At 65.1% G+C, this 18,554-nt stretch carries 23 protein-coding genes; 14 read left to right on the top strand and 9 right to left on the bottom strand.

Annotated features, from left to right (window positions below; translation table 11 throughout):
* Both AB7F41_RS08985 and rpsI read left to right on the top strand, forming a co-directional pair.
* Positions 1-180: uL13 family ribosomal protein (locus AB7F41_RS08985; protein ID WP_428406511.1), on the top strand; the 180-nt coding region annotated here is incomplete at its 5' end.
* A gap of 2 nt (positions 181-182) precedes the next feature.
* Positions 183-662 carry a 30S ribosomal protein S9 gene (gene rpsI / locus AB7F41_RS08980; RefSeq protein ID WP_428380380.1) on the top strand — a complete coding sequence of 160 codons (480 nt, stop codon included), beginning with the start codon at positions 183-185 and terminating at the stop codon, positions 660-662.
* A 60-nt stretch (positions 663-722) separates the two neighbouring features.
* On the opposite strand, the gene AB7F41_RS08975 is transcribed toward rpsI, so the two are convergent.
* The 6 genes from AB7F41_RS08975 to AB7F41_RS08950 all read right to left on the bottom strand — a co-directional run bounded on the left by AB7F41_RS08975 (position 723) and on the right by AB7F41_RS08950 (position 4,974).
* Entirely contained in the window at positions 723-1,073 is a 351-nt protein-coding gene (locus AB7F41_RS08975; protein WP_428380381.1) for a hypothetical protein, read from the bottom strand.
* Positions 1,074-1,097: 24 nt separating this feature from the next.
* Positions 1,098-2,378 (bottom strand): MFS transporter, encoded by a 1,281-nt coding sequence (locus AB7F41_RS08970; RefSeq protein WP_428380383.1) that lies wholly within the window; start codon positions 2,376-2,378, stop codon positions 1,098-1,100.
* A complete protein-coding gene (locus AB7F41_RS08965) occupies positions 2,379-3,782 on the bottom strand; it encodes a peptide MFS transporter (RefSeq protein ID WP_428380385.1) in 1,404 nt (467 codons plus the stop codon).
* 68 nt (positions 3,783-3,850) lie between these two features.
* The gene (locus AB7F41_RS08960; protein WP_428380387.1) at positions 3,851-4,315 is read right to left on the bottom strand and encodes a flavodoxin family protein; all 465 of its coding nucleotides are present in this window, start codon (positions 4,313-4,315) and stop codon (positions 3,851-3,853) included.
* Between the two features lie 10 nt (positions 4,316-4,325).
* Positions 4,326-4,511: a hypothetical protein gene (locus tag AB7F41_RS08955; protein WP_428380389.1), complete on the bottom strand. Its 186-nt coding sequence runs from the start codon at positions 4,509-4,511 to the stop codon at positions 4,326-4,328.
* Positions 4,512-4,770: 259 nt separating this feature from the next.
* Positions 4,771-4,974 (bottom strand): DUF1289 domain-containing protein, encoded by a 204-nt coding sequence (locus AB7F41_RS08950; RefSeq protein WP_428380390.1) that lies wholly within the window; start codon positions 4,972-4,974, stop codon positions 4,771-4,773.
* Positions 4,975-5,106: 132 nt separating this feature from the next.
* Here AB7F41_RS08950 and argC point away from each other — a divergent pair, with 132 nt between their 5' ends.
* Positions 5,107-6,036, top strand: a complete 930-nt coding sequence (gene argC, locus AB7F41_RS08945; protein WP_428380392.1) for an N-acetyl-gamma-glutamyl-phosphate reductase — start codon at positions 5,107-5,109, stop codon at positions 6,034-6,036.
* 12 nt (positions 6,037-6,048) lie between these two features.
* Here the strand turns inward: argC and AB7F41_RS08940 are convergent, their stop codons facing one another.
* Together AB7F41_RS08940 and AB7F41_RS08935 are read right to left on the bottom strand one after the other, a co-directional pair.
* The gene (locus AB7F41_RS08940) at positions 6,049-7,134 is read right to left on the bottom strand and encodes a transglycosylase SLT domain-containing protein (RefSeq protein ID WP_428380394.1); all 1,086 of its coding nucleotides are present in this window, start codon (positions 7,132-7,134) and stop codon (positions 6,049-6,051) included.
* 248 nt (positions 7,135-7,382) lie between these two features.
* Positions 7,383-7,829, bottom strand: a complete 447-nt coding sequence (locus tag AB7F41_RS08935; RefSeq protein ID WP_428380396.1) for an outer membrane protein assembly factor BamE — start codon at positions 7,827-7,829, stop codon at positions 7,383-7,385.
* Positions 7,830-8,017: 188 nt separating this feature from the next.
* Between AB7F41_RS08935 and AB7F41_RS08930 the strand changes: the two genes are divergently transcribed.
* From AB7F41_RS08930 to AB7F41_RS08885, 10 genes are all read left to right on the top strand, one after another.
* Complete coding sequence (locus AB7F41_RS08930; protein ID WP_428380398.1) at positions 8,018-8,572, top strand: YceD family protein; 555 nt, start codon at positions 8,018-8,020, stop codon at positions 8,570-8,572.
* 152 nt (positions 8,573-8,724) lie between these two features.
* On the top strand, positions 8,725-9,801 hold the full coding sequence (gene plsX / locus AB7F41_RS08925; protein ID WP_428380400.1) for a phosphate acyltransferase PlsX: 1,077 nt from the start codon (positions 8,725-8,727) through the stop codon (positions 9,799-9,801).
* An 8-nt stretch (positions 9,802-9,809) separates the two neighbouring features.
* The gene (locus tag AB7F41_RS08920; RefSeq protein ID WP_428380401.1) at positions 9,810-10,787 is read left to right on the top strand and encodes a beta-ketoacyl-ACP synthase III; all 978 of its coding nucleotides are present in this window, start codon (positions 9,810-9,812) and stop codon (positions 10,785-10,787) included.
* Positions 10,788-11,030: 243 nt separating this feature from the next.
* Entirely contained in the window at positions 11,031-11,384 is a 354-nt protein-coding gene (locus AB7F41_RS08915; RefSeq protein WP_428380403.1) for an integration host factor subunit alpha, read from the top strand.
* A gap of 63 nt (positions 11,385-11,447) precedes the next feature.
* Positions 11,448-12,848 carry a DNA repair protein RadA gene (radA, locus tag AB7F41_RS08910; RefSeq protein WP_428380555.1) on the top strand — a complete coding sequence of 467 codons (1,401 nt, stop codon included), beginning with the start codon at positions 11,448-11,450 and terminating at the stop codon, positions 12,846-12,848.
* 211 nt (positions 12,849-13,059) lie between these two features.
* The gene (locus AB7F41_RS08905) at positions 13,060-13,731 is read left to right on the top strand and encodes a CvpA family protein (RefSeq protein WP_428380405.1); all 672 of its coding nucleotides are present in this window, start codon (positions 13,060-13,062) and stop codon (positions 13,729-13,731) included.
* Between the two features lie 99 nt (positions 13,732-13,830).
* The gene (purF, locus tag AB7F41_RS08900) at positions 13,831-15,327 is read left to right on the top strand and encodes an amidophosphoribosyltransferase (RefSeq protein WP_428380407.1); all 1,497 of its coding nucleotides are present in this window, start codon (positions 13,831-13,833) and stop codon (positions 15,325-15,327) included.
* 71 nt (positions 15,328-15,398) lie between these two features.
* Complete coding sequence (locus AB7F41_RS08895) at positions 15,399-15,659, top strand: FitA-like ribbon-helix-helix domain-containing protein (protein WP_428380409.1); 261 nt, start codon at positions 15,399-15,401, stop codon at positions 15,657-15,659.
* Positions 15,656-16,084 carry a type II toxin-antitoxin system VapC family toxin gene (locus tag AB7F41_RS08890; RefSeq protein ID WP_428380411.1) on the top strand — a complete coding sequence of 143 codons (429 nt, stop codon included), beginning with the start codon at positions 15,656-15,658 and terminating at the stop codon, positions 16,082-16,084. Before AB7F41_RS08895 ends, AB7F41_RS08890 begins: the two co-directional genes overlap by 4 nt.
* A 5-nt stretch (positions 16,085-16,089) precedes the next feature.
* Positions 16,090-16,833, top strand: a complete 744-nt coding sequence (locus AB7F41_RS08885; protein ID WP_428380412.1) for an SDR family NAD(P)-dependent oxidoreductase — start codon at positions 16,090-16,092, stop codon at positions 16,831-16,833.
* Positions 16,834-16,844: 11 nt separating this feature from the next.
* On the opposite strand, the gene AB7F41_RS08880 is transcribed toward AB7F41_RS08885, so the two are convergent.
* The gene (locus tag AB7F41_RS08880) at positions 16,845-17,423 is read right to left on the bottom strand and encodes a DUF992 domain-containing protein (protein WP_428380414.1); all 579 of its coding nucleotides are present in this window, start codon (positions 17,421-17,423) and stop codon (positions 16,845-16,847) included.
* A 268-nt stretch (positions 17,424-17,691) separates the two neighbouring features.
* Between AB7F41_RS08880 and AB7F41_RS08875 the strand changes: the two genes are divergently transcribed.
* Positions 17,692-18,546 (top strand): EcsC family protein, encoded by an 855-nt coding sequence (locus AB7F41_RS08875; RefSeq protein ID WP_428380416.1) that lies wholly within the window; start codon positions 17,692-17,694, stop codon positions 18,544-18,546.
* The last annotated feature ends 8 nt before the right edge of the window (positions 18,547-18,554 follow it).

Raw genomic sequence — 18,554 nt, 5'->3', positions numbered from 1 at the left:
CGCTTCCCAGAGCGCGTCCTCGAGAAAGCCGTGCAGCGCATGCTGCCGCGCGGCCCCCTGGGCCGCAAGCAGCTCGGCAATCTGCGCGTCTACACGGGCGCCGACCATCCGCATGTGGCGCAAAATCCGCAGACGCTCGACGTCGCCGCCCTGAACGCCAAGAATAGCCGGAGCGCCTGATCATGGCCGAGACCACTCTTTCCTCGCTTTCCGATCTGCAGGCGAACGTCGCCCCGGCGCCGGAAGCGCCGCGCTATGTGCAGAAGCTCGACAAGCAGGGCCGCGCCTACGCCACCGGCAAGCGCAAGAACGCCGTCGCGCGCGTCTGGGTGAAGCCCGGCGCCGGCAAGATCACCGTCAACGGCCGCGACATCGAGGCCTATTTCGCCCGCCCTGTGCTGCGCATGATCCTCGCGCAGCCGCTCGTCGTCGCCAAGCGCACCGGTCAGTATGACCTCGTCGTTTCGGTCGCCGGCGGCGGACTTTCCGGTCAGGCCGGCGCGGTGCGTCACGGGCTCGCCAAGGCGCTGACCCATTACGAGCCGGAGCTGCGTCCCGCGCTCAAGAAGGAAGGCTTCCTGACGCGCGACTCCCGCGTGGTCGAGCGTAAGAAATACGGCAAGCGCAAAGCCCGCCGCAGCTTCCAGTTCTCGAAGCGCTAAGCTTCGCATTCGTCGAAATTGGATCATTGCAAGCGGCGCTTCGGCGCCGCTTTTCATTTATCAATAGACGCAAATCTTGAAGTCGCTTCCGATCCAGCAGGCGGGATCGGCTTTAGAGCGCTTCGCTTCCCCCCAGCGCGAATTGATCCCGTCGCGCGTCAGCCCGCGCACTTCGGCGACGCCCGGCGAAATGATCGAGACGCTGATCGAGGTCGCGCCGCCAAAGGCGCCCTTTCCAATCGGCGCGATCGAAAAGCTGCCGCCGACTTCAGCCGAAAAATCGCATGCCCCCTTATAGGCTGGCGCGCCATTGCCGATGACGACGCATCTTGCAGGTCTGGCGACGGCCGCCGCGAGCAGAAGGTGCTGCATCATCGCCGCCAGGGCGATCAAAGAAACAAACCGCTTCATGGAAATCTCTCATGCGCGGCGCATCTAACAGAGCGCCTCTTTGTGCCGCTCGCGCAGTCCGGCGACGCCGAGCAGTCCGACGACGGCGCCGAACATCAGATAAAACGCCGGCGCGACCGGCGTGGCGAGAAAGCTGATCAGCCAGGCGACAATGAAGGGCGCGAACCCGCCGAAGATCATGACCGCGACATTATAGGCGATCGCGAGCCCCGCCGTGCGGACATGCGTCGGGAATTGCTCGGCGAGCGCCGTCGAGAGCGCGCCGAACAGTCCCGAAAGAATGACGCAGAAGACGGTCTGCGCGACAATGAGCGCCAGCAGTGAGCGCTCCGTCTGCAGCCAAACGAACAGAGGATAGACGCAAAGAAGAAGCAGGACGTTCGACGCGACAAGCAAGGGCCGCCGACCGAATGCGTCGGAGACGGCGCCGATCAAGGGCGTCAATGCGATCAGCACGAGAAGACCGGGCGCCTGGGCGATGAAGGACTGCGCGAGGCTCAGCCCCATCTCGGTCTTCCCATAGGTCGGCATATAAACGAGGATCACATAGAAGGAGATCGTCGCGCCGACGGTGGCGGCGAAACAGGCGAGAAGACGGTCGCCGCGCCGCCGGACCAGATCGAGAAAGGCGCCGATCGCCGCGCCGACCTGGGGCGACGCGTGAAACGCCGGCGTTTCGTCGAGATTGCGTCTGATGTAGACGCCGACCGGACCAATCAGCAGGCCGGCGAAAAAGGGAAGTCGCCAAGCCCATTCGCGCAACGCGTCGGGCGAAAATACGCTGGCGACGAGGATGCCCGCGAGCGTCCCGAACAGGATCGACAGCCCCTGCCCGATCATCTGAAACGAGCCATAGAGTCCGCGCCGCCCGGCCGGCGCGACTTCGATCAGAAAAGCGGTCGAGCTGGCGAATTCTCCGCCGGTGGCGAAGCCCTGCAGCAATCGACCGACGACGACGAGCAGCGGCGCGAAGACGCCGATCGCCGCATAGGTCGGCGCGAAGGCGATCGCCGCCACCGCGGCGGTCATCACGAACATGATGAGTTGCAGCGCAGCCTTGCGGCCTTTTCGATCCGCGTAGAAACCGAAAAACAACCCGCCAAGCGGCCGCGTGCAAAAGCCCGCGCCGAAACTCGCAAGCGCCAGCAACAGCGCCGCCGCGTCGTCTTCGCTCGGAAAGAACGCCTGCGCCAGAACCGAAGCGAAAAAGCCGTAGACGACGAAATCGTACCATTCGAGCGCATTGCCGATGACGGCGGCCGCGATCTGCTTCGGAGGCGGCGTGCGCCCATCGACCAGGTTCATTCAAAATTCTCGCATGTCCGCGCGCGGCGGCGTCAGGTTCGATAGCAGCGGCGCATGGCGCGTCAGGAGATCGCTCAGCGGTCGCCGCGCCGCCTCGACGATCAGCGCGCCGACGACGCCCAGCGCGCCCATGAGCAGGAAGAAATACACGCTTGCGAGGCGCGACCAAAAACCGCCGAGCCACCCCGCGAGAAAATTGCCGAGAAACATCGACGTGAACCAGACGCCCATCAGCGCCGAGCGCGACCCCGGCGGCGCGACATGCGACACGAGCGACAAGGCGATCGGCGAGAAGTGCAGTTCCGCAACGGTGATGACGGCGAAATAGGCGAGGAGCCAGAGCCAGCTCGCCTGTGCGCCGTCGCTTGTCCAGGCCGCGAACGCCATGACGCCGTAGCTCAGGGCGACGCCGAGACAGCCCAGCGACATTTTGCGGATCGTCGACGGCTCGCGCCCGTGCCGCGCGAGCCAGGTCCACAGGGAGACGAGCGGCGGCGTGAAGAGAAAGATCATGAGCGGATTGAACGCCTGGAACCAGGTCACCGGAAGTTCCGCGCGCCTTCCGAAGACGTCGACGCTGCGGTCGGTCGATTGCGCGGCCCACAGCGCAATGGTGTTCCCCTGCTGCTCGAACGCCGCCCAGAACAGCGCGGAGGGCAGAAAGAGCAGCATGAGAATCGCGAACGACCGACGAAACTGCGCGCGCGTCTGCGCCGTGCGCGGGGGCCTTTCGCCGCGCGGCTCCGCCGGCAGGCTCGGAAGGCCTGTCACGTAAGTCGCGAGTCCGATGACCATGCCGACGCCCGCGCAGGCGAAGCCATAATGCCAGCCGACCGTCTCGCCGATCGTTCCGCAGACGAGCGGCGCGAGGAACGCGCCGATATTGATACCGACATAGAAGATCGAATAGGCGCGATCGCGACGGGCGTCAGTCGGCGCATACAGCTCGCCGACCTGAACCGAGATGTTGGGCTTGAAGAAGCCGCAGCCCGACGCGATGAGCAGCAGCGCGATCAGAAACAGCCGGTCGAACGCCATCAGGAAATGGCCGGCCGCCATCAGCGTCGCGCCGATCACGATCGTGCGCGCGCGGCCGAGCCAGCGGTCTGCGACCCACCCGCCGAGCACCGGCGCAAGATAGACGAGGCCCGTATAGAGCCCGTAGATCTGCGACGCGAAGGGCTGTGGCCCCAGCGGACCGGAAAGCGCCTCGAGCCCGCGCCGCAAGGCGTCGAGGCCAAGCGCCGAATCCATGCGCGCCGGCGTCAGAAGATACTCGACCATATAAAGGACGAGGAGCGCCCGCATGCCGTAGTAGGAAAAGCGCTCCCACATTTCGGAAGCGAAGAGAAAGGCGAGTCCGCGCGGATGGCCGAGAAAATCTTCGCTTCGCTGCAATTGCACTGCCGAACCCGGCCTTCGTTCCGCGCCGCTGTGGCCCGGGCGCCTCTATAGATGAAGGCGCGATCGGCTCAAATCGCCCCCACATCGAGCCCGGCGGCGACCAGCATCCCGAGGTCGCGACACGAGTCGACGAAGTCCTCTCGCCATTCGCCGCGGCAGATGAGCGGCGCGTTGATCGCGCGCCAGCGCAGCCCGGTCACGATCGTCTCGACGCCGCGTCGCGCGCCGGTTCCGTCATGGCCGGCGCGAATGTAGAGCGCATAGGGCAGTCCCTGCGTGCGCTCCGCCAGGGGATAGTAGCAGCGGTCGAAGAAGTCCTTCAGCGCGCCGCTCATATAGCCGAGATTTTCGGTCGTCCCGAGAATGACCGCCTGCGCGGCCATCACATGTTCGGGCGTCGTCAGGAACGGGCTGAGCGCCTCGACGTCGACGCCCTCGATCTCGGGCGACCGCGCGCCGGCGACGACCGCATCGCGCAACCGCTCCGTGTTGGACGACGGCGCATGCGCGACGATCAGCAGGCGCTTCGGCAAACGACGTCGGCTACCACGGATGATATTCCTGTACGTTTATGACTTTCATGAAGATCGCCAGGCCGATGACCGCGAGCATGACCAGCACCACGCTGTAGGCGATCACCGAATAGACCGAGGCGTTATAGAGAGATTCCAAAAATCGCAGCGCGTATCCCCGCAACGCGCCATCTCTTTGTTCGACCTGCTTCGCCATGGCCGCTCCTCCTCTCGGAAGCGGGCGCGACTGAGTTCGCCCTCTGCATAGGAAACTAGGCGTTTTTCGAAGAGCTACAATCTATTTTCCGTCGCCCTTTGACAACCGGGCGCCCTGAAAGAGAGCGCATATGATTGGATCATTTGAGAGTTTTCGATCTGTCAAACTGGAGCGTCGCCGTCGCTTGAATTCGTGTGCAGATCTCAAAATGCGCGCCGCCGGTCGCCGAATTCATCGAAATGGGGCGCCCTGCTGACGCTCAGTCGACGCGTCCGATTCGATGTTCTCCGGCCGCCGCGCGATCCTTCTCGGATTGGCGCATTTTTGCGAGGCTGACGACCGAGGTCTTCTGCAGTTCCGACATCCCTGTCCAGCCGGCGATCTCGGCGCGCGTGCGGCCGCAGCCGACGCATATGTCGTTCCGATCGAGTTCGCAGATCTTTACGCAGGGACTGTCGACCATCGGCTCCGCCTTGACGCGAATGCGTCGCGCGCTTCCCGCCGGGCTATAGGACGGCGCGGCGCACGGGTCAAAGCGGCTGAGGTCTCCGCGACACGTCTTTTTATCCTCATTCAAATCGACTAGATGCGGGCCATGCAGACAAAGATCTTCATCGACGGCGACGCCGGCACGACCGGGCTCGAAATCCGCGAACGGCTGTCCGGGCGCGCAGATATTTCGCTCCTCGCGCTTCCGCAGGAGAAGCGCAAGGACGCGGCCGCCAAGCGCGACATTCTTGCGTCGGTCGACATCGCCGTTCTCTGTCTGCCGGACGACGCCGCCAGGGAAACTGTCGCGCTCTGCGACGGGCTTGGGGCCGACGCCCCGCGACTGCTCGACGCCTCCACCGCCCATCGCGTGGCGGACGGCTGGGTCTACGGCTTCGCTGAACTCTGCCGCGGGCAGGCGGCGGCGATCGCCAGCGGCCGCCGCGTCGCGAATGTCGGCTGCTACGCCACCGGCGCCATCGCGCTGATTCGTCCGCTCGTCGACGCCGGCCTGATCCGACCGGACCAGCCGCTGACGATTAACGCCGTCTCGGGCTATTCCGGCGGCGGCCGACAGATGATCGAAGCCTATGAGAGCGGCAAGGCGCCGGCCTTCGAGCTTTACGCGCTTGGGCTGGAGCATAAGCATTTGCCGGAGATCATGGCCTATTCGAAGCTGTCAGAGCGGCCGCTGTTCGTCCCCTCTGTCGGCAATTTCCGGCAGGGCATGCTGGTCTCGATTCCGCTCGCGCTCGACGCCCTGCCCGGCGCGCCGCAGGCGGAAAATTTGGCGGGCGCCTATGCGCGCCACTACGCCGGCGCCAAGCATGTGCGGCTGGTCGATGCGCCGGCGAATGGCAAGCTCGACGCGCTGGCGCTGAACGGAACCGACGATCTGGAGATCTTCGTCTTCGCCAACGAGGCCCGCCGCCACGCTGTGCTCGTCGCCCGGCTCGACAATCTCGGCAAGGGCGCGGCGGGCGCGGCGGCGCAGAATCTCGATCTGATGACCGGAAAAACCGCCGTCCCCGCCTAGGGACGGCGAAGATCAATCCGCATAGGCGGTGGCGCCGGCAGGAAGCTTGGCCGCAACGTCCTCATAGCGGCTGGTGCGCTTGTCCATCATGGTCTCGAAGGCTTCGTGCACTTCATGGACCGAGCGAACCTTGAGCCGCCGGCCCTGCTGCTCGTAGAAGATCGGCTTGTTGGCGCGCGCCGGCCTCGGCAGCAGCGCCGCCGCCGATGATTGCGGCGCCTGCTCCAGCGTCCTCATGAAGCGCTCGGCGTCGTCAGGCCCCAGAAAGTGGATGAGATAGGTTTCGCCGGATGTAAGCGGACGTCCGATCTTTTCGGCGATCCTGGCGCTGTCCTTCTTCAGCATTTCCGCAGCGAGGACGGCTGAAAGATAGGGGTCGTTGCGCAGGTTCAGGATTTGCGCGCGCTTCTGTCCGCTGATGCGCGGCGCATCGGCGCTCGCGATCGCCGCCGCGGTCTCCCCATGGCCGTGACGCCAGCCGAAGGCCTTGACCGCCTTAAGCCAGGTCTTTTCGACGAATTGGAACAGACCGCTCGCCGAAGACGTCCGCGCCTTCGCGGTCGCGGAAAAATTCGATTCCTTGTCGGCGATGGCCATGAGCAGCGCCGGATCCATCTCGGTCGTCTGGGCGGCCTTGACCACGCGCTCGACGATCGACTGATGCACCTTGACCGGCCCGAAACGCATCACCCCCGGCGTGTCGGAGGCGTCAGAATCTTCGAGCCGGTGCGACCAGGTCAGCGCCGCCTGTTCGATCGAAAAATCCGAGTCGAGCGCCGTGTCGTCGGTCGGGGCGTCGTCGGCAGACTCAAGCTCAGTCAGCGTCGTCAGCGGCGAGACGGCGACGCGGAGGCGTCCGGCCCGCGCCGTGCGTTCCGGACGATGAGCGTCCTCGCGCTCTGCGGTCAAGGCCAGGACCGCCAGCACGGAAAGCAAGGTCGCGACGCAGAGCGCCCGCAACAGGGGAGAACAGGATTGATCGACCAGTAAATTCTGCAGGACCGGGACCGGCGAGGTCTTCGACTGCCGGCCTGAGCGAGGCGACGCGGCCTTGTCGTCCTTGAAAGGCGGCGGGGCGTTCGTCAGCGTGACCGTCATGCTTCGAGGTTTCTCCACATTTGCGCAAAGTTTGCGTAAACAGAAAGTTACCTGCGAGGCGGGGCGAAAGATCGACGGCCGGAGCCATGCTCGCGCCATAATCGCGACCGCGGCAATGGCGCGCCGCCGCCGCAAATCATAAATTTAACAGGAGCTTGCACAAATCGAGTCGTGACGGTCGTCACATTGACGCCATCACTCACGCCGCGAACGCGGCCGTCGGACCCCGAATCGGGAGACGGATGTCCCTAAAAGAGATTCGACATTTTGGTGAGCATGCCCTGAAGCAGATGATATTCAGGACCGGCCGTCGGCGTCGTGCGGGTAATAAAGTCGACGGGTTTGCCGTCTTCCATCCCGTAGTCGGCGACGCGCTGAACTTTCTTCGACTTGTCGAAATACACTGCGTAGACGCGCTGTTCGGTAATGTTTTGCGGCATAAAGGCGAATTGGCGCTCGATGCGCTGGCTGACGTAATACCAGGCGTCGCCGCCCACCGTCGACGTCGTGGAGGGCGTCCCCAGCGTCGTCATCACCTGCTGCGCCGGCATGCCGGGCTTGATTTGCGAAGTGCTGCGCGAATCAAGGACGGCGCCGCGGTTGACGACGCCCTCGTATCCAAGACAGGCTGAAAGCGAAACGGCGAGGCCGGCGAGGGCCGCCATACGAACAACGACGCGCAAAGCCTGCGCCATGAATGTCTCCGAAATCATCCGCCGCAGCGCGCATGCGCCGAAGCATTATTCCCTCGCGAGAATCCGTAATCTTCGAACGCAGCGAAAGCAAGACGGCTCTTCCCGCCTTGCGGGACGCCGCGCTGGCGTCCGTGCGCCGACGCACATATCTGGTTCAGAGAATGAGGCGCATGATAGGAGGCGACGCCATGAACAAGGATATTGAGACGCTTGCGCCGCTGTCGCGCCGTCTGACCGTCGCCGAAGTGCCGCCCGAAGGGCTGGACGTCGACATCGACGCGACGCCGGCCGAATGCGCGGCGCTCGCGCGCCACAACGCCTTGCCCGCAGTGCATTCGCTTCACGCGGAGTTGCGGACGCGGCGCTGGCGCGGCGACGGTCTGGAGATCGACGGCGAATTGCGCGCCAGCGTCAGGCAAACCTGCGTCGCCACCCTGGAAGATTTCGATTCAGACATTATCGAACCGGTCCATATGCGCTTTGCGCCGCCGGACGAGGCGCCGCGCAGCCGCAGGCGACATGAGGAAACAACCGAAATTTCGCTGGAGGAGGATCCGCCCGACCCGCTGATCGGCGGCGGCGTCGATCTCGGCGCCGTCGTCTCCGAATTTCTCACGCTCGCGCTTGATCCCTATCCGCGCAAACCGGGGGCGCATTTCGTCGAACCGCAACCGGGCGACGGAAGCGGGGCCGCCTCGCCTTTTGGCGCTTTGCGGCGCCTCAAGCCGCGAGGCGAGGCTTGAGGGGAGACGTCATAGGCACTTGCGCGCACGGCCGGCAAATGGCAAGTCGCGCGCGAGGGCGGGAGCGCGGACGCGCTTCTCGGACGCGTCACAAAAGCCGGCCAAAAGGTCAAAACGGAAATCTGGGCGCGCAGTCGGGGGAAACGGAATAAATGCCGCAAGCAGTTCGGATCGCGCTCGACGCGATGGGCGGCGATTTCGGTCCGAAGGTGACCATTGCGGGCGCCGCCAGCGCGCTCGAACGGCACCCGCGCAGCCGCTTCCTGCTGATCGGCGACGAGCCGGCGATCCGCGCGCAGCTTCAGCGCCATCCGCGGCTCGCCGAAAGCGCTGAGGTGCGGCACTCCTCCGTCGCGATCCGCATGGACGACAAGCCGAGCCAGGCGCTGCGCTACGGACGTCGGGTTTCGTCGATGTGGCTGGCGATCGAGGCGGTCAAGAAAGGCGACGCCGACGTCGCCGTCTCCGCGGGCAACACCGGCGCGCTCATGGCGATGGCGAAAATCTGCCTGCATACGATGGCGCGCGTCGATCGGCCGGCGCTCGCCTGCCTTTGGCCCACGCTCAAGGGGCAGTCGGTGGTGCTCGACGTCGGCGCCTCCATGGGCGCCAACGCCAGCCACCTGGTCGACCTTGCGATCATGGGCGCGGCGATGGCCCGCGTCATTCTGGGACTTGAGCGTCCGACCGTCGGTCTGCTCAACGTCGGCACGGAAGAGATCAAGGGCATCGAGGAAGTGAAGGCCGCCTCGACCATGCTGCGCGATCTCGACCTGCCGGGCTTCGATTACCGGGGCTTCGTGGAGGGCGACGGCATCGGCAAAGGCGCCGTCGACGTCGTCGTCACCGAAGGGTTCACCGGCAACATCGCGCTCAAAACCGCAGAAGGGACCGCCGCCCAGATCGCGGCCTATCTCAAACAGGCGATGGGCGGCTCCGTGATGGCCAAGCTCGGCTATCTTCTGGCGGCCGGCGCCTTTCGCGAGTTGCGCGCCAAAATGGACACGCGGGCGACGAATGGCGGCGTCTTCCTTGGCCTCGAAGGAATCGTCATCAAGAGCCATGGCGGCGCCGATTCGGTCGGCTTCGCGCGCGCCGTCGAGATCGGCCACGAGATGGCGGGCAGCGACCTCCTCAATCGCATTCGCGACACCGTCGCGCTTGCGCACAGGCTCGGCGAAAGCGACGGCGCCGATCAGACCCCTCCTCCCCGAGAAACCGCTCAGTGACCACAGACATGCCTCAACTGCGTTCCGTCGTTCTCGGCGTCGGCGCCTATCTGCCAGCGAAGACGCTCACCAATGACGAGCTGGCCAAGCTCGTCGACACGAGCGACGAGTGGATCGTGCAGCGCACCGGGATCAAGGAGCGCCACATCGCCGCCGAAGGCGAGACGACCTCGATGCTCGGCGAGAAGGCGGCGCGCGACGCGCTCGCCAACGCTGGGTTGAGCGCGAACGACATCGACCTGATCGTCGTGGCGACATCGACGCCCGACTGGACCTTTCCGTCGACCGCCACGCAAATCCAGGCCGCGCTGGGCGTCGCCCATGGCGTGGCGTTCGATCTGCAGGCGGTGTGCTCGGGGTTCGTGTTCGCCGTGGCCACAGCGGAGAAATTTCTGCGCTCCGGCTCGCATAAGCGCGCGCTTGTGATCGGCGCCGAGACGTTCTCCCGGATCATTGACTGGGCCGACCGCACCACCTGCGTGCTGTTCGGAGACGGCGCCGGCGCGATGATCCTCGAAGCGAGGCCGTCCGAAGGCGGGATGGACGAACGCGGCGTGCTGACGACGCATTTGCGCTCGGACGGCCGCCACCGCGCGAAGCTCCATGTCGACGGCGGCCCTTCCGCGACGCAGACCGTCGGCCATCTCCGCATGGAAGGGAAAGAAGTGTTCCGCTTCGCCGTCGGCCAGGTCACCGACGTCGTCAAGGACGCTTTCGCTGCGACCGGACTGACCCCGGACGACCTCGACTGGTTCGTGCCGCATCAGGCGAACCGGCGCATCATCGACATGTCGGCGCAGAAGCTCGGAATCGCGCCGGAAAAGGTCATCGCCACCGTGCACCTGCATGGCAACACCTCTGCGGCCTCGGTGCCTCTCGCCCTGGCGGTGGCCTCGGCGGACGGCCGAATCAAGCAGGGCGACCTCGTGATGCTCGAAGCCGTCGGCGGCGGCTTCACCTGGGGATCGGCGCTGATACGCTGGTAAGCTGGCGTAATACAATAACTATTCCTTTATCGGCAAATATTCCAAAGAAATATTGCAGCGTCAGATACAACCTACGCTTGATTTCCACCTTCAATTCTGAAAAATTCTGACAATAACGGCGGCGAATACCCGCTGTGGGAGTTGGGAGTTGCCGCGCGACGCCCGAATAGCGGTCGCGGTGTCACGCAGACGCGCTTCAAACTGACCCACAAAAGTCATTGCTGATCAATTGTAAGGCGGAAGATGGCCAAGGTGGACGCTAGCGCTGAGCCGGATGGCGAGGCGAGAGAAAAGCGCCTAGCGAGAAGGGGCGCCGTCACGCGTTCGGACCTTGCGGACGCGGTTCACCGCAAAGTCGGCGTGCCGCGGGCCGACTGCGCGAAATACGTTGAAATGGTGCTTGAAGAAATTTTCGAGCGCATCGTCGCGCGCGAAGACGTCAAGCTGTCCTCCTTCGGCGCCTTTCTGGTGCGGGCCAAAAAGGAGCGGCTGGGACGCAATCCGAAGACGGGCGCCGGCGCGAAGATTTCGGCGCGGCTGGTCGTCACGTTCAAACCCTCCAACATCCTGCGCGCGCGAATCAACGACGGCGAATGACGTCGAGCGGCGGCGGCGCGATCGCGGCTTGACAAGCGCCGGCGCGCCATGCGCCAAGCATTCATGGCCAAGAGCCGCGCGCTTTACGTCTGTCAGAACTGCGGCGCCGTCGCCTCGCGGTGGCAGGGCCGCTGTGACTCCTGCGGCGAATGGAACAGCCTCGTCGAGGAATCCGGCGTCGGCGCCGGCGCAGTGGCCCGCCGGTCCACGCGCGGTCGCGTCTTCGAGCTTGAGGGCCTGACCGGCGAAGGCCGGCCGGCGCCGCGGATCGCGACCGGCCTGGACGAATTCGACCGCGTCACGGGCGGCGGCTTCGTTCCGGGCTCAGTGCTGCTGCTCGGCGGCGAACCGGGCATCGGCAAGTCCACCCTGCTTATTCAAGCCTGCGCGACGCTGGCGCGGCGCGGCGCCCGCGTCGTTTATATTTCAGGCGAGGAGGCCGTCGCCCAGGTGCGCCTGCGCGCGGCGCGGCTCGACCTCTCCGACGCGCCGGTGGAGCTCGCGGCGGCGACTCAGGTCGAGGACATTCTAGCCACCTGCGCGGCGGGCGCGCGCCCCGCGCTGATCGTCATCGATTCCATTCAGACGATGCACACCGCCATGGCGGAGTCGGCGCCGGGCACGGTGACGCAGGTGCGCGCCAGCGCCCAGGCGCTTCTGAGACACGCCAAGACGACGGGGTCGACGATCGTTCTCGTCGGCCATGTCACCAAGGACGGCCAAGTGGCGGGTCCGCGCGTCGTCGAGCATATGGTGGACGCCGTCCTCTCCTTCGAAGGCGACGGCGCGCATCATTTCCGCATGTTGCGCGCCTCCAAGAACCGCTTCGGCGCGACGGGCGAGATCGGCGTTTTCGAGATGACCAACCTCGGCCTCGCCGAGGTCGCCAATCCATCGGCGCTCTTCCTCGCCGGCCGGGATGCGGGCGCGCCCGGCGCCGCGGTCGTCGCGGGCATGGAGGGCCAGCGTCCGCTGCTGATCGAGATCCAGGCGCTGGTCGCGCCGACCTCGCTCGGGACGCCGCGGCGCGCCGTCGTGGGCTTCGACCAGAACCGCCTGTCGATGATTCTTGCGGTGCTCGAGGCCCATGGCGGTCTGAAGCTTGGCATGCATGACGTGTATCTCAACGTGGCGGGCGGCTTTCGCGCCGACGAGCCCGCCGCCGACCTCGCCGCCGCCGCGGCGCTCGTCTCATCCCTGTCGGGCGCGGTCCTTTCGCCCGACATGTGCTTTTTCGGCGAGATCGGCCTTTCGGGCGCGGTCCGGCCGGTCATTCACCCGGGCATGCGTCTGCGGGAAGCCGGAAAGCTTGGATTCCGTCAGGCCGTCGTCCCCAAATCTCAACAGATCTCCGACGATGCGCGCGACGCCGGCGTGACGATCCGGCCATGCGCCGACGTTGGCGGCCTCGTCGCCTCCATCGCGAGGATGTCGGCGCGCGAAAGAACTGACGCGCAGGCATAAAGTCGCCGCGCTTTAATGTTTCCGACTGGCGTCAAGATGCGTTAGAAGGCTGCCAGTGCGGAAGCCATAGGCCTGCCGGAACGACGCGGCTCGATCAGCGGCGCGCAGGTCGACACAGGTTCCGGAGAAGGTCGTGCGATGTCGCCCGAACGGCGGCCAACAGCCCACTTAGAAGCGTTCAGAGCTCAGGGCGAACAGCAAGAGGCTAGCGATGCCGTCATATCTTGATTTGGCTGTGCTTATCATCGTTCTGGTTTCGGGAATGCTTGCTCTCTTGCGCGGATTCACCCGCGAAGTTCTTGCCATTCTCTCATGGGTCGCCGCGGCGGCGGCGGCGTATTTCTTTTATCCGCTCGCTCTACCCTACATCAAACCTTACATCAGCAAAGACGAGATCGCTCTCGCGGCGTCCGTGGCCTCGGTGTTTTTCGTTGCGCTGATCGCCGTTTCGCTCGTCACGGTGAAGCTCTCCGACGTCATCCTCGATTCGAAGGTCGGCGCGCTCGACCGCACGCTGGGCTTCCTGTTCGGCGCCGTTCGCGGCGCCCTGCTCGCGGTGGTCGCCTTTGTTTTCTACAGCTGGCTCGTGCCGGAGACCAATCAGCCGGAGTGGATCAGGGACGCGCGCGCCAAGCCTTTCCTCCAGGCGGGGGGCGACAAGCTGCGCGAAATGTTGCCCGACGACATCGACGCCATGATCGCCAAGATCAAAGCCAAGAAGGGCGCGCCGGCGAACGAGGAGCCGCCCGCCGACGTCGAGCCGGACAAAATCCAGCCTGCGCCGAACGAAGCCGAGTCCGCGCCGAGCGACGCGAGTCCTGAGCCGCCGGCCGCAGAAACGCCCGCTGAAGCGGCGCCGGAGCCAGCCGAAAAGCCTGAATGATGGTCTTGCGGATGGCCCCCGCCGCTGGCACATATGACGAGAATGCGACGCCCGAGCGCCCGGGACAGCCGGGCGGCGGCGCGTCACGGGGGACGAAGCATGACGCAGGCCGCCGGGGATCTCGACCGATCCTCATCCCGCGAGATTGACGGGACGGACGATCTCGACGGGGACAGGCTTCGCGAATATTGCGGCGTATTCGGCGTCTTCGATCTGCCCGACGCCGCGGCGATCGCCGCGCTCGGCCTGCACGCGCTGCAGCATCGCGGACAGGAGGCGGCGGGCATCGTCAGTTTCGACGGCGGCCGCTTCCACGGCGAGCGCCGGCTGGGGCTGGTCGGCGATCATTTCTCCCAGGAAAGCGCCATCAAGCGCCTGCCCGGCCCCGCCGCGATCGGACATGTGCGCTACGCCACAACCGGCGAGACCATGCTGCGCAACGTGCAGCCGCTCTTTGCGGAGTTGAACACCGGCGGCTTCGCGGTGGCGCACAACGGCAATCTCACCAACGCCCAGACGCTGCGGCGCGAACTGATCCGCGAGGGCGCGATCTTCCAGTCGACCTCCGACACCGAAGTCCTGCTTCATCTCGTCGCCCGCAGCCGCAAGCCGCTGCTTGTCGACCGTTTCATTGAAGCGCTTCGCCTGATCGAAGGCGCCTATTCGCTGGTCGCGCTCACCAACAAGAAGCTGATCGGCGCGCGCGATCCGCTCGGGATCCGTCCGCTCGTGATCGGCGAATTGAACGGCAAGTTCATTCTCGCATCCGAGACCTGCGCGCTCGACATTATCGGCGCGCGCTTCGTGCGCGACGTGATGAATGGCGAGATCGTCGTCATCTCCGAGAACGGCATCGAGAGCCTGCGGCCGTTCCCGCCGCAGCCGATGCGGCCGTGCATCTTCGAATATATCTATTTCGCCCGTCCCGACTCCATCGTGCATGGCCGGCCGGTTTATCAGGTGCGCAAGGCGATGGGCGCCGAGCTCGCCCGCGAGCGCCTGATCGAGGCTGACGTCGTCGTGCCTGTGCCGGACTCCGGCGTGCCGGCGGCGCTCGGCTATTCGCAGGAGTCGGGCGTGCCCTTCGAGCTCGGCATTATCCGCAATCACTATGTCGGGCGCACCTTCATCGAGCCGACGCAGATCGCCCGCGATTTCGGCGTGCGCATGAAGCACAGCGCCAATCGCTGCGTCGTCGCCGGAAAGCGCGTGATCCTGATCGATGATTCCATTGTCCGCGGCACGACGTCGGTGAAGATCGTGCAGATGATGCGCGACGCCGGCGCGACGGAGGTGCACTTCCTCATTTCGTCGCCGCCGATCACCAATCCGGACTATTACGGCATCGACACGCCGCAGAAGGAGAAGCTGCTCGCCGCGACGCATACTCTTGAGGAGATGCGCGAATATATCGGCTGCGACTCGCTGGCGTTCCTGTCGGTCGACGGCATCTACCGGGCCATGGGCTATGAGCGTCGGGATCCCGTCCGGCCGCAGTTCACCGATCATTGCTTCACCGGCGACTACCCCACGTCGCTGACCGATCTCGTCGGCGAAAACCGGGCGCAGCTGTCGCTGCTGGCCGAGGCGAGCTGAAAAAAGCGAATTTCATATCCGCTTGATGTCACGGTGGAATAGAACTAGATCGTCCTCTAGAGGACATCGTCATGGCGCAGCTTATTCTAAAGAAAATGGACGATCGCTTAGCCGATCGCCTTCAGGCGCGCGCCCAAGCGCACGGACGAAGCATCGAAGAAGAAGCCCAGGCGATACTGAACGAAGCGCTCGGACCGATTCCACGTGCGCTTCCTCCCTCGGGGTTAGGCGCCCGAATTATGAAGCGCTTTGAAGGAATTGGTCTGAGTGAACAGGAAGCGGCAAATTTCGAGCTTCATGGCGAAGAGATCCAGCCGGCCAAGTTTGAGTGATCATTCTCGATACCAATGTGCTTTCAGAATTGATGCGTTCGGAGCCCTCTCGGCGCGTTCAAGCATGGTTGGATCGACAACGCTTTGAAGACCTGTGGACGACGTCCATCACAGCAATGGAGTTATTTCAGGGTGTGGAAAGGCTTGTGGATGGACAGCGAAAGGTTCGCCTGAAAACAGCCGTCCACATGATGCTCTACGAAGAATTCGCGCACCGCATCGCAAGTTTTGATTTCGATGCAGCCCTTGCGACAGCCGTGGTGTCAGCGGACCGACTCAAAGTTGGCCGTCCGATCGACATCAGAGATTCTCAAATTGCGGGAATAGCCGTGTCTCGCCGAATGTCCATTGCAACGCGCAATGTTCGTCATTTCGCGGATCTTCCGATCGAATTGATCGACCCTTGGAATTCTTCTGGCGGATGACTTTCATGTCTTCTTCGGACGCCCCCCGCATCGCACTTGTCACCGGCGCGTCGCGCGGCGTCGGACGCGCGCTCGCGCTTGAACTCGCGCGAGACGGCGCGCATGTCGTCGCCCTCGCGCGCACCCAGGGCGCGCTCGAGGAGCTCGACGACGACATCCGCGCTTTGGGCGGAGAGGCGACGCTCGTTCCGTGCGATCTTGCCGACTTCGACGCGCTCGACCGTCTCGGCGCCGCGCTGTTCGAGCGTTGGGGAAAGCTCGACGCCTTTGTCGGCAATGCGGGCGTCCTCGGCCCTCTGTCGCCGCTCGCGCATGTGGATCCGAAGGACTGGAGCCGCGTCATGGCCGTGAACGTCACCGCCAACTGGCGGCTGATCCGTTCGCTCGACCCGCTGCTGCGCGCCTCCGGCGCCGGGCGCGTCCTGTTCGTCACCTCGGGTGTAGCGCATCGCGCCGCCATGAAGCCGTTCTGGGGCGCTTATGCGGTCTCGAAGGCGGCGCTCGAGGCGCTCGCCCGCACCTACGCGGCCGAGGCCGCCGGCGGCGTCACCGTCATGCTCGCCAATCCGGGGCCGCTGCGCACCCGCATGCGCGCGCAGGCGATGCCGGGCGAAGACCCGATGACGCTGAGGACTCCCGAAGAATTCGCAGAAAAATGCCTCGCGCTGCTGGCGCCGGAATGGCGCGAGAACGCGAGGCTTTACGATTTTCCGACCGACCGGCTGCTGAGTTTCGCCGCCCCGGCCTGACGCGCCACGCCTCAGTTGTGGTGGTGGCTCGTGTGATAGTGCGTGTGCGTCCTATGCCCGTGGCGATGATGGTGCACATGGCCACGACGCGGCATCGGCGGCGGCGGCGGCGGGATATAGACCAGAGTCAGGCTCTCGACGCCGGCCGTCCAACCCACGCCGGATCCGGCTTCGACGGTGAACGGCTGCAGCGAGAAGGTGTTGTCGGATCCGCCGACGAGGACCGCCCCGCCGCCGCCGACGCCGATCTTGGCCGACACTTCCGGGCCGACATAGGTGCCGGCGAGCGCCCCCGGTCCGAGGTGGTTCGTGGCCGCGACGACGCCCCAGGCCAGCTGGCCGGGACCATTGATGGTCACATTTGCGCCGACCTTGGTGAGCGTGCCCGCATAATGAGCCGGAGCCGCGCCCTCGGCGTCATCGCTATAGATGCAATCCATCTGTTGATTTTCGACCAGAACGCTGATGCCGTTCCCCAAAAGCCGGCATTGCAGGGTCCCAACGCGGTCGCCCGCGAGCGCGCTCGCCGGCGCCAGGAGCGCCAGGAGGCACGCGCCGCTCAGTGCGCGACCCAGACCTAAGTTCAGCATTCAGTCCTCCTCTTCCGAAAGTCTCGGCGACGCCTAGAATGGAGCCGCGAAACGCAAGCCTTGCAGTACATTACGAGCGCCGAATTGCAATAGCGTCGTTCCAGCGGAACCCCGGGATTTCCTGAATGCGTCAAGCGCCATGTGCGCCGACGCACAAGCTTGGAACATTTCCAACGCAGTTTGCCGTTCCGCCATACCTTTGCCGCGCTTGCAAAGACCGCGGAGGAGTCCGATTTTTAACGGGCAATCAAACAGCCGAGGGCCGCCCGTGACGCATTCGCATCCGCTTCCTGTTCTCTTCGACGCAGGACTGTCGCGCGCCGACCTCGAGGCGCTGCAGGCCGCGGTCGCGGCGCTTGAGCGACAGAGTTTTGCAACGCGGCTCGCCGGCGCGGCGAACCGCCAGCTCAGCTTCGGTTCGCTGACGCTGCCGCCGCGACTGCAGGCGGTGGCGACCGCCGCGACGCAAAAAGCGCTCATCGCGGCGATGAAAATGGCGCTCGCGAGCCTCGACGCGCAGCCCGCAAAGGATTCCATCCGGATTCACCGTCGTCTCGCGGCCCTGACGGGCGGCATGGGCGGCGCCGTTGGCCTTGCGAGCCTGCCGCTTGAACTGCCGGTCTCGACGACGATCATGCTGCGCTCGATCGCGGAAATCGCGCAAGCCGAGGGAGAGGACATGCGCCACCCTGGCGCCGCCCTCGCCTGTCTCGAAGTTTTCGCGCTCGGCGAGCCCTCCGGCGAAAGCAATGTTCTGGAGGGCGGCTATCTCGCGCTGCGCGCGCTTCTCGCAAAATCCGTCACCGACGCCGCGCGCTTTATCGCCACCCGCCGGGTCGCCGACGAGACGGCTCCCGCCATGGCGCGCCTGATCGGCGCGATCGCGACGCGTTTCGGCGTGATCGTCTCGCAAAAGGCCGCCGCGCGCGCCGTTCCAGTCATTGGCGCGATCAGCGGCGCGGCGATCAATGTCGCCTTCACCGAGCACTTCCAAAGTCTGGCGCGCGGACATTTCGTCGTCCGCCGGCTCGAGCGGGTCTACAGCCCGGCGCTGGTCCATGCGGAATACGCCAAAATCGCGCGCGCGGAAGGCTATTGGGACGATCCGTCGCAGGCCGCCTGAGCGGCGCG

It is taken from the genome of Methylocystis sp. (assembly GCF_050251305.1).
GTDB lineage: Bacteria > Pseudomonadota > Alphaproteobacteria > Rhizobiales > Beijerinckiaceae > Methylocystis.
This window is presented reverse-complemented; position numbering and strand designations above follow the sequence as displayed.